Source organism: Methylobacter sp. Wu8, from assembly GCF_036440755.1.
Lineage (GTDB): Bacteria > Pseudomonadota > Gammaproteobacteria > Methylococcales > Methylomonadaceae > Methylobacter_A > Methylobacter_A tundripaludum_A.
In genome coordinates, this window is the sequence record NZ_JAZGVT010000075.1 from 65,817 (window position 1) to 79,081 (window position 13,265).

Consider the following 13,265-nt stretch of genomic DNA (forward strand, 5'->3'; position numbering starts at 1 on the left):
AATTGTTCAACGCTATCCATGCCGCGCATAGGTGCGGTATCAATGTACTGTTGAATGCGCTCAACAAGCTTACCCCGTCTGATTAATCACTTGGTATGGAGCTTGCTTTATTTTTAGACGATACAACTTGTAGAGAACACACCATGCCAGCCACCAGCCGCTCCTTATCTTTTCCCGTTCAAGGCGACAAAGAAAACTCAGCTTTCTTTAACGAATACCTGGGCAAATTGCTCGAAGAGCGCGACAGCCTGGGCTTAAGCGACATGATTCATGAAATCGATGCGATTATGCTGACCGTCGAGCCCGGAAAATCAATTGAGTACATTGCGGAATTATGCCTGATGTCGCCTTACCATTACCTGGTCACGCTGGAAAGCGAGTCGCATTGGACCCATGTATTGCGCATTGATATGACGGCCCCGGACCTGATTATCCGTGAAGTAAAAAACGACGACATTAAGGGCATTTTTCGCAGCCTGAACGAGGTTTTCCCGATCGGCTCAAGCAAGCCGCACAGTCGCTACATCGGAGAAATTTTAAGGGTAACCAATCTGCACGAAGTGGTTAAATTGCAGCAGCGCCGGGGCTTCCGGTTTTTTACCCAGGACGAGGTCCGTAAACTGGAGCTGCCGGGCAACATGGCGATCACTAAACCGTCACCGTATACCCATAACATTGTCGCCTATTGGGAACGGGAACCCGAGGAGCCGCGCGTTTATGCATTGGGTGTCAGCAGCATCCGCTACGACGTCCAGCAAGCCTGCGATACCGCGAAATACCGGCAAAAGACCTTGGGTATAGCCGAACTGATTTTGCCGGTGGATCATCTGGCGACCCGTATTTACAGCCAAAACCGGGAGGTGGCGATCCTGGAATGGCTGTCGCTGTCCAGTTATTACTACTGGGGTTCGTTCGACATCGTCGACCAGAACTCATCGACCAATGTCACCAAAAGCATCCATTATGCCGATGAGCTGCATAGCCCGGCCAAGGTGTTCACCGCCAACAACACGCCTTATTTTGTCAATCATTTCAAGATATTCCCGTCGCCGACCGAGAATTTCGTGCGCAATTACGGGCCAAGACTGCACCATATTGCACTGGCGGTTAAAGACGGCAATCAGCAGGGTATAGAGAACATCGAGTTTGTGGTCGATGCGATTCGCGAGCAAGGCAAAAGCTTTTTGCTGGATGTCGTCGGCTCCAAAGACGAAGGCTTAAAACAGATTTTTTCCAGCGCCTCAGAGCATTCCTCGCTGATTATCGAATATGTGCAGCGCTTCGGCGGCTTTCAGGGCTTCTTTACCAAAGATAACGTCGCCGAACTGACCCATGCGGCGGGCATCGAAGAAGAATTGTTGCGGATACAGGCCGAAGCGCAAAAAACGATTCATGTTCAATGACTCAACACTAAGAAATTTTTGTAACGCTTAATGCTTCGGCAATAGGAACACATCATGACCATTCGGGTAGCCATCCGTCACAAAACCGTATACAACTTCGATAGATCGGTATCCTTGTCGCCGCATGTATTCAGGTTGCGCCCGGCGGTGCATAGCCGGACGCCGATTAAAGGCTATAGCTTGCGCATCGAGCCGGAAAATCATTTCATCAACTGGCAGCAGGACCCGTTCGGCAACATCCTGGCTCGGGTAGTGTTCCCGGAAAAATGCCGTAAACTCAGCGTTGAGGTGGAAGTCATCGCCGATATGACGGTGATCAACCCTTTCGATTTCTTTGTCGAAGAGTATGCGGAATATTATCCGTTCAAATATGATGAACTCTTGCTTAAGGAATTGCAACCTTATCTGGAAATCACCGAGCAAGGGCCGTTACTCAAACAATGGCTGGCCGATCTTGACCTCGGTCAACGCAACATCAACGACTTTCTGGTTGACCTTAATCGTAAGGTTTTTCAGACGGTTGCTTACAACGTCCGTATGGAAGTCGGCATTCAAAGCTGCGAAGAAACGCTAACCAAGCTTAGCGGTTCGTGCCGGGATTCGGCCTGGTTGCTGGTGCAAATACTGCGCCATTTGGGGCTGGCGGCGCGCTTTGTTTCCGGTTATCTGGTGCAGCTGACCGCCGATGTCAAATCGCTGGACGGCCCATCCGGGCCGGAACAGGATTTCACCGACCTGCATGCCTGGACTGAGGTCTATATCCCCGGAGCCGGCTGGATAGGGCTTGACCCAACCTCCGGCTTGCTGGCCGGTGAAGGCCACATTCCGCTGGCCTGCACGCCCAATCCCTCCAGCGCCGCTCCGGTCACCGGCGGCACCGATAAGTGCAAAGTGGCGTTTGAATTCAGCAACACAGTACTGCGCCTGCATGAAGACCCGCGCGTCACCAAGCCCTATACCGATGAACAATGGCTCCGCATTGACGCGCTGGGCCGGCAGGTTGACCGCCAATTGCTGGCTGACGATGTACGCCTGACTATGGGCGGCGAACCGACATTCGTCTCGGTTGACGACATGGAAGGCGCGGAGTGGAACGTCGATGCCGACGGCCCGCACAAACGCAAACTGGCCAATGAGCTAACCCAACGTTTGCGCGACCAATTTGCAAAAGGCGCAATGCTGCATTACGGACAGGGCAAATGGTATCCGGGCGAAGCGTTGCCGCGCTGGCAATACGGCGTCTTCTGGCGCAAAGACGGCGTGCCGGTTTGGCGCAATCCCGCGTTGCTGGCCGACGTTACCAAAGATTACGGCCATACGGTTGAGCATGCCGAGTCCGTCCTGAAGCAATTGGCTTTGCGCTTAGGCCTGCACCCGCGCTATATCAAGACGGCTTTTGAAGACAGCTTTTACTACCTCTGGCAGGAAGGGACGCTGCCGGACAATATCGATCCGTTAAAAAGCAATCTGAAAGATTCGATTGAACGCAAGACCCTGACTCAACTGTTGGATGCCGGTTTAGGCGGCCCCGCCGGGTTTGCCTTGCCTATCAAATGGGATTGGAGCCAACAAAAATGGCAAAGCGGCCCCTGGGAGTTTCGCCGGGGGCCGCTGTTTTTGATTCCGGGCAACTCGCCGATGGGCGTGCGTTTGCCATTAAACAGTTTGCCCTGGGTTGCCCCGGACAAACGCGACAGCCAGGAACAGCAAAGTCTGTTTGAGGCGCTGCTTGAACTCGGCGATTATTACGGCGAAGTCGCCTGCCGTTACAGCCGTATGGAGAAAGAACTCAAGGATCATCCGGGGCTTGGCGAGCAGGATCCTGGCGATGATCAAAGCGTCGAGGTGGAAGTACCCCATACCGCGGTTTGCGTCGAAGCCCGCGAAGGCCGCGTACATATCTTTCTGCCGCCGCTGACTTCGCTGGAACACTATCTGGAGCTGGTCGCCGCCGTCGAAGCCACTGCGGAAAACCTGTCAATTCCGCTGGTGCTGGAAGGTTACGAACCGCCGAGGGATTACCGCCTGGAGCGTTTGATGGTGACGCCCGATCCCGGCGTGATCGAAGTGAATATCCATCCGTCGAAAAGTTGGCAGGAGTTGGTCGACAAAACCACCGTTCTTTATGAGCAAGCCCACCAAGTCAGATTGGGTACGGAAAAATTCATGCTCGACGGCCGCCATACCGGAACCGGCGGCGGCAACCATATCACCATGGGCGCCGAGACGCCGACCGACAGCCCGCTGCTGCGCCGTCCCGACTTGTTGCGCAGTCTGGTGACTTACTGGCAGCATCACCCCGGCTTGTCGTACCTGTTTTCCGGCATGTTTATCGGCCCGACCAGCCAGGCGCCTCGGGTCGATGAAGGCCGGGACGAAAAGCTTTATGAGCTGGAAATCGCGTTCCAACAAATGCCGGAAGGCGAAGTGCCTGCGCCTTGGCTGGTGGATCGCTTGTTACGGCACCTGCTGACCGATATAACCGGCAATACGCACCGCTCCGAGTTCTGCATCGATAAACTGTATTCGCCGGACAGTTCGACCGGACGCTTGGGCATACTGGAATTGCGCGCCTTTGAAATGCCGCCGCATGCCCGGATGTCGCTGGTGCAAACCTTACTATTGCGTGCGCTGATTGCCTGGTTTTGGCGCGAACCCTACAAACACGATTTAATCCGCTGGGGCACCGAATTGCATGACCGCTTTATGCTGCCTCATTATGTCCGCGAAGACATGAAACAGGTCGCTAAAGACTTGCAACGGGCCGGCTACGGGTTTGAACTGGAATGGCTGGAGCCGTTTTTCGAATTCCGCTTTCCCCGTTACGGCAACACCCTGATAGACGGCATTGACCTGGAAATGCGTTTTGCGATTGAACCCTGGCATGTGCTGGGCGAAGAAGTCGGCAGCACCGGTACCGCGCGCTATGTCGACTCATCGGTAGAGCGGGTGCAGATTAAAGTGACCGGCTTTACCGAAGGCCGTTATGTGTTGACCTGTAACGGCAGACGGTTATCATTGCGCAACACCGGCCGCAAAGGCGAATATGTTGTCGGTGTACGTTACCGGGCTTGGCAGCCGCCTTCCGCGTTACATCCCACTATCAGCCCGCATGTGCCGTTAGTGATCGATGTGATTGATACCTGGAATGGGCATTCGGTAGGCGGCTGCACTTATCATGTCGCCCATCCCGGCGGCCGCAGTTACGATACGTTTCCGGTGAACAGCTATGAAGCCGAGGCGCGGCGCGTGACCCGCTTTTGGGACTTCGGCCACACGCCCGGCCCGGTTGTGCGTCCGCCGATGGTAACGCCGCCCGACTATCAGGCCATAACAAAATTCAGCGCCAGCGAAGCCGCGCCAAGGCCGATGGCGCCGCCCATTGAAGAGCCAAGTCGCGAATATCCGTTTACAATGGACTTGCGACACCGGAGCGAATAATGCCGGCGTGTGCAGATATAACCGCGTAGGGTATGCTGTGCGTACCATTGAACGCCGAAGGTACGCACAGCGAACCCTCATTAACTGATGGCAACGCCAACAGATTTGGAGATTGACTTAAAATGACCGATAAATTGAAGCAGTTACCCCCGGCGGTATTGACGCTGGATAACAAAAACTACTCATTGCCCACCTTGATAGGGATCGAGGGTGAAAAAGCCATCGACATCTCCAAGTTGCGCAGTCAAAGCAGTTACGTGACCCTGGATGAAGGCTACGGCAATACGGCCAGTTGCGAAAGCGCGATCACCTATATTGACGGCGAGAAAGGCGTACTCCGTTATCGCGGTTATCCTATCGAGGAATTGGCCGAAAATTCACGTTTTATTGAAGTGGCCTATCTGCTGCTGAACGGCGAGTTACCCAACAGCCGGCAACTGTTGGAGTTTTCGACCAATCTCAATGAGTCTTCGATTATTCACGAAGACATGCATCATTTTTTTAACGGCTTCCCGCGCGGCTCGCATCCGATGGGGATTTTGGCGACCATGGTGGCGTCATTATCGACGTTTTACCCGCTTCCCGACCGGCTCGACAGCGCTACCGAAATGCAGGTCGTTATCAACCTGGTTTCACAGGTACGCACTATCGCGGCTTTTTCATATAAAAAATCGATCGGCGAACCGCTGATTTATCCGTCCTACAAACTCAAATATGTGCGCAACTTCCTTAATATGATGTTCTCATCGCCGGTACGGGATTACCAACTGGATGACGATATTGTCCGCGCCATCGATATGTTCCTGATCCTGCATGCCGACCATGAACAAAATTGCAGCACCTCGTCGGTGCGTACCGCGGGATCGAGTATGGCGAATGTCTATGCGGTGGCGTCGGCAGGCATTTCATCGCTTTGGGGACCGCGACATGGCGGGGCCAACCAGCAAGTGATCCAAATGCTTGAGCAGATACATGCCGCCGGCGGCGACGGCACCGAATTTATCAATCAGGCAAAAGACAAAAACTCAACCAGCCGATTGATGGGCTTCGGCCATCGCGTTTATAAGAATTTTGACCCCCGCGCAATGGTATTAAAAAAACAATGCGACAAATTATTCAGCAAAATGGGCGTCAGCGATCCTTTATTCGATATTGCCAAAAAACTGGAAGAAATCGCCTTAAGCGACGACTATTTCATCTCCCGGAAACTGTATCCGAATGTCGATTTTTATTCGGGATTGATTCTTCGGGCCGCAGGCATACCTACCAATATGTTCACCGTGTTGTTCGCTATCGGCCGTATGCCCGGCTGGTTGGCGCATTGGCGTGAAATGCTGCACGGCGAGCAAGTGGTCATTACCCGTCCCCGTCAGATCTATGTGGGAGAGCCGTTACGCCACTATCAAAATATTGAACAACGGCCTTGATGTCGCGGGTAGTTGATGAATGCGTAATGACCCGGATGACACGGGTTTGACTAATAAAATGAAAGACAAAAGGCGAAAGGCGAAAGCTGAACGGTGGTTTTTTTCGCCCTTCGCCTTTCGTCTTTCGCCTTTTTTATTCATCGTGCAGTGTCATCAGGGGAATCATAAACTCATTATCTACCCGTTAATTACAGGGCAACAGGCCGCAACGTGAACGAATCAGCCAACGCTATTGGCGCGCAGTTTTACGCCACCCAACTTGGCGTTTACGATGAAATGGTTGCCCAAGACAATAAAGCGTTGCCTCACTGGGAACGCTTTATGGGCGCCATGACGGCTCTGGGCCGCGAACAGCTGGAGTTGCGCCGCCGCGAGGCCCAGCGCCTGTTAAGAGACAACGGCGTCACTTACAATGTTTACGGCGATACGCAAAAACTCTCGCGGCCCTGGCGGCTTGATCCCGTTCCGCTGCCGATCGGCAGTGAAGAATGGCGGCTTATTGAAGCAGGCCTTAAACAGCGCGCCGAGCTGCTGAATCTTGTTTTAAAAGACATCTACGGCAAACAACTGTTGTTAAAAAAAGGCCTGCTGCCCAGTGAGCTGGTGATGGCGCACAACGGTTTTTTGCATCCTTGCATGGGCGCCCTGCCCCAGCTGCAACGCCAACTGATTGTTCATTCAGCCAACCTTGCCCGTGGCCATAACGGCCGCATGTGGGTGTTGAATGATCGCAGCCAGGCGCCTTCCGGCATCGGCTATGCGTTGGAAAACCGCACCGTGATGACGCGCGTACTTCCTGACGTTTTCCGGGACATGCAAGTACACCGGCTTTCCGGTTTTTTTAAGGCCTTGCGCAAGGGACTGGCTGATATTGCGCCGCATAACAAGGAAGATCCGAGAATAGTCATACTTACGCCGGGGTCGCTGAATGAAACCTATTTTGAGCATGCCTATTTATCGTCTTACCTCGGCTTCACCCTGGTCCAGGGCGACGACCTGACCGTGCGCGACGGCCGAGTCTGGCTTAAATCCCTGGATGGCCTGCAACCGGTTGACGTTATTTTGCGGCGCGTCGACGACACTTTCTGCGATCCGCTGGAACTGCGCAGCGCTTCCCGCTTGGGGGCTGCCGGATTACTCGAAGCCGTGCGCCGAAACCATGTGGCGATTGCCAACCCTTTGGGCAGCAGCGTACTGGAAAACCCCGGATTACTGGCGTTTTTGCCCCGGCTCTCGCGGTATTTTTTAAACCAGGAATTGATGCTGCCTTCAATCGCCACCTGGTGGTGCGGCCAGCGCCGCGAGCGGGATTTTGTGCTGCAAAATCTTGACCGGCTGGTGATCAAGCCGGTCAATCGCAATTCAGGGAATTGCACCCTGTTCGGCGGCTTGCTGAGCAGTAAGGAAAAAGAACGTTTACGCGCCGCCATTATCGCCAAGCCGTATTGTTATGTCGGCCAGGAGCAGGTCAGTTTTTCTACGGTACCCGCGTTTATCGACCACCATATTGAGCCGCGATTTGCGGTGTTGCGCAGCTTTGCGGTCGCCGGCGGCGACGGCTATCAAGTGATGCCCGGCGGGCTGACCCGGGTCGCCCGCCAGCAAAACGATTTTATCGTTTCCAATCAGTCGGGCGGAGTCAGCAAAGACACCTGGGTGTTGGCCGATGAGCCGGACAAGCAGGTCAGCTTGTGGTTTCAACCCGGCCGGGATGTAATCCTGTCCGCGGCCGCCGAACCCTTAACCAGCCGCGCCGCCAACAACCTGTTTTGGGTCGGACGGTATCTGGAGCGCATCAAAGCCGCTACCCGCCTGATGCGCACGATATTGTTGAAGTTAACGGAAATTCGTGAATTTGACGATCCATCGGGCAGCCAGTGCCTGAACGTATTGTTGTGCGCGATGACTCAAGTCACCGGCACCTATCCGGGCTTCATCCGGGGCGATGCGGCGGCACTGAAAGAGCCCTTCAACGACTTGCTGGCGCTCGCCAAAAATGCCCATCGCGCCGGAACGCTGGCCGCCAACATTCAAGCATTCGCTCAAACCGCGTTCAGCATTCGCGATGTCTGGTCCCAGGATACCTGGCGTTGCGTCGATAATATTCAACGGCGCTGGCAGCAACGGGTCGTCAATGGCGAGTGCGATCAGGAACAACTGCAAAAGAATCTGGATGATTTAATTACCGGTTTTGTCGCATTTATCGGCTTGACCACTGAAAGCATGACCCGCGAAGCCGGTTGGCTGATGCTCGATAGCGGCCGCCGCCTGGAACAGGCATTGGCCTTGGTCGCTTTGCTGCGCGCCACGGTGGTGCAGTGTCACGAGGCGAGTCTGCAAAACCAGCTGCTGGAAGCGGTATTGGTCTCCACCGACAGTTTGAGCATTTACCGGCGCCGCTACCGCTCATTCATCCAGTTGCCGATGGTATTGGCGTTATTGCTGTTGGATGAGGCCCACCCCCGCTCACTGGCCTATCAATTGCGCCAGTTATCCGATCATATCGGCGCATTGCCCAGGGAACGCGGCAAGGGTCAGTTGAGCGAAGAAGAATGTCTGATACTCAGAGCCTACACCGATTTGCGCTTGGTCAAGGTGTCCGAGCTGGTTAAAGTTGATGGCGAGACGGGCGTTTACGCCGAACTGGAAAGCGTGTTGTCGGCGATGACGGAGAGGCTGTGGCGGCTTTACGAAGTGCTCGCTCAGGCTTATTTCAGCCACTCTCAAATGCCGCAACTGATGACGCCGACCCAGCCGGAGGATGAACCGTGAAATACCGCATCACCCACAGCACTCTGTACCAATACAGCCAGTTAGTCGGCTTGTGCCAAAATGAAGCCCGGCTGCAACCCCGCGATTTCTGGCGCCAACAATGCCACGGCAGCCGGTTTGAGATCAGTCCCGAGCCTAACGACTTCCACGAACGCCTGGATTTCTTCGGCAACCGTGTGGCCTATTTCGCCGTACAACAAGCGCATCAACGCTTGACGGTCACTGCGGTCAGTGACGTCAGCGTGTTTCCGAAGCCAAGCTGCGGCGATTTGGCCGGTTCGCTGACGTGGGAGCAAGTGCGCGACCAGTTGCAGGGAGCGCCGGGGCAATCGCTGCCACAAAATCAGTGTGTACCGCAGGATTTCGGTGATGAGCAGCTGGATGCCAAGCTTTATCTGCTGGACTCTCCGCTGGTGAGCACCAGCGCCGAACTGGCCGATTACGCACAAAGCTCTTTTCTGCCCAACCGGCCCTTGGTGCAGGTGGTGGCTGATCTGATGCAGCGCATCCATGCCGACTTTACTTACGCCCCGAGCACGACCACGATTGCCACGCCGTTATCCGACGTGCTGCATTCCCGCCGCGGCGTATGCCAGGATTTTGCCCATCTGGCGATTGGCTGCTTGCGCTCTTTCGGTATTGCGGCGCGTTACGTCAGCGGCTATATAGAAACCCAGCCGGAACCGGGCAAACAGCGTTTGGTCGGAGCGGATGCATCGCATGCCTGGTTTGCGGTTTATGTGCCGAGTAGCGGTTGGCTGGAATTCGATCCGACCAATAATAAAGTGCCGTTCGACCAGCATATCACGTTGGCCTGGGGCCGCGATTACACCGATGTCACGCCACTAAAAGGTATAGCCTTCGGCGGCGGACAGCATACCCTATCGGTGTCTGTGGATGTGCTTAGATTGGAATAACACAAAAGCTTTTTGGTTTTAACCGATAGGTTTTTCAATCTTGCGTTGCTAGTGGTTTTTATCGAAAAATCCAGTATGGGTTACTGTGGCTGCGACTGTTTTAGCAATGCCAGACAATGAAGTTTTATAGTGTCGCAAATAGTATGCAAGGGTAAGTGGCTTAAATTCTTGGTGTCGAATGGATTTTGCAGCTCAATACCAATTCTGTCCAAAGACAGCAATGGATAAGCCACCAGGAAAAAAACAAATACCGCGCTGAAGCCCAAATTTTCTATTAATGAAAACGGCAGTAATAATAAGAACATCAAAATGAATCGTCTGACTTTGATTGCGTAAACCAATGGCATGGGCGTTTTCAGGATTCTTTCACAAGCCCCGATGTGATCGATCAGCAAAATCCGTTGACTCTCCATTTCCATAAAGACAAAGCCATCGATATGACGACTAAGCCGTGCCTGCTGCAATAATTCCGCTATTTTACCGGCAACAAACAGCGGCATGTGTGCAGCGGATGTCAGCGCATCAAGCTCCTGCTCGCTCAGTAAATCGGTTAAATCATCGAAGTTTTTGCCGTTGCGCAAGGATTCTCTCGCTGCAAATGAGAATGCAACGGTCCACTTCACCATTTCTTTACGCCACCTCCCCTCTTGAGAACCGATACTCAAAATATCGCCGTAACTTAAAGCCTCGATGGCAATGTTTCTGCTTTGATTAACAATGCCTCCCCATAATTTCCGAGCCTCCCACCAGCGTTCGTGACCTGCATTGGTTCGAAACACCAGAACCAAACCGAGCACCACGCCGGTATATTCGAACGGAGTCACGGCAAGATGCGGTAAAGGTCGCCAGTATTGATCCAATGCAACTATTAACAAACAGTAACAAGTCATTAACAGCAGGCTGAAAAAAATACGCGGCGTAACCGAACCCCGCCACATTAAAGCTCCACGCAAAAAACCGGGAGATTCGTCCTTGTTGCTATGTAACGGTAAAGATTCTTTCATACTCTGCTCACGATTTAGAATAAAAACAAAACTAGCAAAACCATTTATTTAAGATAGTAATACTATCTTTACAAATTGCAATACTTTCAGCTATCATTTTTTGCAATGCGCGTAGAACGTGCTAAAGCAACCGGATCAAATGCATTAATAGTCAGAAAACAAGCCACATCGGAAATCTATGGAAATACAGTTGCAAATTAAAATGAATGAAAAATTATTTCTCAGAAATCCCGAGCAATCCGAGCTGGGCAAAAAAATCATTCTGCACAGCATTCAGTTAATTCACCTTAACGGGTTTGAAGCCTTTACCTTCAAAAAACTGGCGGAAGCTATCGGCACAACCGAGGCGGGCATTTACCGGTATTTTGAAAACAAGCATAGGCTGCTGATCTATCTTACCGCCTGGTATTGGAGCTGGCTTGAATATCAGGTTAGCTTTCAGACCAACAACATTAACGACCCGGTTGTTAAGCTAAAAAGGGTCATTAATTTGTTGGCTACCACGGTGGAAGACGACATCAGAACCAGTTACGTCGATGAAAGCCTCCTTCACCAAATCATTATTACCGAAGGCACCAAAGCTTATTTGAACAAACGGGTATCCGAAGATAACAAGGATCACTTGTTTAAACCCTACAAGGATCTTTGCGCGGTTATCGGCAATATGATTTTGGAGTGTAACCCCCGATACCTTTACCCGAAATCATTAGCGTCCACCATTATTGAAGTGGCGCATTTCCAGAATTTTTTTATGAATCATCTGCCGTCGCTGACCGACTTCGGCAAAAATAAAGATGAGGCGGAAATTGTAAGGTTTCTGGAAGATTTGGTGTTTTCCAGCTTGCAATCGGCAAGTTTTGACAAGGAATAAACGCTTATGTTACGTAAAATCCTGATTGCCAATCGGGGCGAGATTGCGGTGCGCATCATCCGCGCCTGTGCCGAAATGGGCATACGCTCGGTCGCCATTTATTCGGATGCGGATCGTTTTGCGCTGCATGTAAAAAAGGCCGATGAGTCTTATTGCATCGGCAGCGAGCCTTTAGCCGGTTATCTTAACGTTTATGCGTTGGTCGATTTGGCTGCGGCGACAGGTTGCGACGCGATTCATCCGGGTTACGGCTTCCTGTCCGAAAACGCGCAATTCGCCAGGATCTGCAAAGAGCGCGGCATTGTTTTCATCGGCCCCGATGCGGATGTGATCCACCGCATGGGCGATAAGACCGAAGCCCGAAAAGCGATGATTGCGGCGGGCATTCCGGTAACGCCCGGCTCCGACGGCAATCTGGACAATGTTGAACAGGCGCTTGTGGTGGCCGAAACCATCGGTTACCCGGTCATGCTTAAAGCAACCTCGGGCGGCGGCGGGCGCGGCATAAGGCGCTGCGACAATGCCGAGGAATTGCAGCGCAATTACCAACGGGTTATTTCCGAGGCGACCAAAGCTTTCGGCAGCGCCGACGTATTTTTGGAAAAATGCGTGATTAACCCCAAGCATGTTGAAGTCCAGGTGTTGGCCGACCATCACGGCAATACCATCCATCTTTACGAACGCGACTGCTCCATCCAACGGCGCAATCAAAAGCTGATCGAAATCGCCCCGTCTCCGCAGCTGGACGAAGCGCAACGCCAATACATCGGTGGTCTTGCGGTGCTTGCCGCCAAAGCCGTCGGTTATACCAATGCCGGTACCGTGGAATTTTTGCTCGACGATAAGGATCGTTTTTATTTTATGGAAATGAATACCCGCGTTCAGGTCGAGCATACCATTACCGAAACGGTGACCGGCGTGGACATCGTCGAAGAGCAAATACGGGTGGCCGCCGGATTGACCTTGCGTTTCAAACAACACGAAATTGTCCGGCGCGGCTATGCGATCCAGTTTCGGATTAATGCCGAAGATCCCCAAAACGGCTTCTTGCCCAGTTTCGGCCGGATTTCCCGCTACTATGCGCCCGGCGGCCCCGGCGTGCGTACCGACACCGCGATTTATACCGGCTACGAAATACCGCCTTATTACGATTCCATGCTGGCCAAGGTGATCGTCAGCGCGATGACCTGGGAAGACGCGATCAAGCGCGGCGAACGGGCGTTAAAAGACATGGGCTTGTTCGGCATTAAAACCACTATTCCCTATTACCTGGAAATTCTGCGCCATCCCGAGTTTCGGGCCGCCGCCTTTAATACCGGCTTTGTCGATAAATACCCGGAGCTGGTCAATTATTCCAATAAACCCCGGCCCGAAGTGTTGGCCAGCGTTATCGCCGCAGTGATGGCTGCTCATACCGGTTTGTAATTCAA

8 protein-coding genes are annotated in these 13,265 nt (G+C 52.9%); 7 read left to right on the forward strand and 1 reads right to left on the reverse strand.

Going from position 1 to position 13,265, the window contains the following annotated elements:
• Positions 1-143 precede the first annotated feature (143 nt).
• The 5 genes from V3O24_RS17125 (at position 144) to V3O24_RS17145 (ending at position 9,960) form a co-directional block, all read left to right on the forward strand.
• Entirely contained in the window at positions 144-1,403 is a 1,260-nt protein-coding gene (locus V3O24_RS17125; protein WP_104422636.1) for a hypothetical protein, read from the forward strand.
• A 54-nt stretch (positions 1,404-1,457) separates the two neighbouring features.
• Positions 1,458-4,844, forward strand: a complete 3,387-nt coding sequence (locus V3O24_RS17130; RefSeq protein WP_331308149.1) for a transglutaminase family protein — start codon at positions 1,458-1,460, stop codon at positions 4,842-4,844.
• Between the two features lie 122 nt (positions 4,845-4,966).
• Entirely contained in the window at positions 4,967-6,271 is a 1,305-nt protein-coding gene (locus tag V3O24_RS17135; RefSeq protein WP_104422634.1) for a citrate synthase, read from the forward strand.
• A gap of 210 nt (positions 6,272-6,481) precedes the next feature.
• On the forward strand, positions 6,482-9,043 hold the full coding sequence (locus V3O24_RS17140; RefSeq protein ID WP_331308150.1) for a circularly permuted type 2 ATP-grasp protein: 2,562 nt from the start codon (positions 6,482-6,484) through the stop codon (positions 9,041-9,043).
• Entirely contained in the window at positions 9,040-9,960 is a 921-nt protein-coding gene (locus V3O24_RS17145; RefSeq protein WP_331308151.1) for a transglutaminase family protein, read from the forward strand. The genes V3O24_RS17140 and V3O24_RS17145 overlap by 4 nt, the downstream gene beginning before the upstream one ends.
• Before the next feature lie 80 nt (positions 9,961-10,040).
• Here the strand turns inward: V3O24_RS17145 and V3O24_RS17150 are convergent, their stop codons facing one another.
• Positions 10,041-10,964, reverse strand: coding sequence for a bestrophin family ion channel (locus V3O24_RS17150; RefSeq protein WP_331308152.1), 924 nt, complete (start codon positions 10,962-10,964; stop codon positions 10,041-10,043).
• 202 nt (positions 10,965-11,166) lie between these two features.
• Here V3O24_RS17150 and V3O24_RS17155 point away from each other — a divergent pair, with 202 nt between their 5' ends.
• Complete coding sequence (locus V3O24_RS17155) at positions 11,167-11,835, forward strand: TetR/AcrR family transcriptional regulator (protein ID WP_331308153.1); 669 nt, start codon at positions 11,167-11,169, stop codon at positions 11,833-11,835.
• A gap of 6 nt (positions 11,836-11,841) precedes the next feature.
• Entirely contained in the window at positions 11,842-13,260 is a 1,419-nt protein-coding gene (locus V3O24_RS17160; protein WP_331308154.1) for an acetyl-CoA carboxylase biotin carboxylase subunit, read from the forward strand.
• Positions 13,261-13,265 lie beyond the last annotated feature (5 nt).

Excerpts from the sequence above, each read along its gene's own strand:
- V3O24_RS17125 (WP_104422636.1), top strand. The coding sequence starts at position 144 with ATGCCAGCCACCAGCCGCTCCTTATCTTTTCCCGTTCAAGGCGACAAA.
- V3O24_RS17130 (WP_331308149.1), top strand. The coding sequence starts at position 1,458 with ATGACCATTCGGGTAGCCATCCGTCACAAAACCGTATACAACTTCGAT.
- V3O24_RS17135 (WP_104422634.1), top strand. The coding sequence starts at position 4,967 with ATGACCGATAAATTGAAGCAGTTACCCCCGGCGGTATTGACGCTGGAT.
- V3O24_RS17150 (WP_331308152.1), bottom strand. The coding sequence starts at position 10,964 with ATGAAAGAATCTTTACCGTTACATAGCAACAAGGACGAATCTCCCGGT.
- V3O24_RS17155 (WP_331308153.1), top strand. The coding sequence starts at position 11,167 with ATGAATGAAAAATTATTTCTCAGAAATCCCGAGCAATCCGAGCTGGGC.
- V3O24_RS17160 (WP_331308154.1), top strand. The coding sequence starts at position 11,842 with ATGTTACGTAAAATCCTGATTGCCAATCGGGGCGAGATTGCGGTGCGC.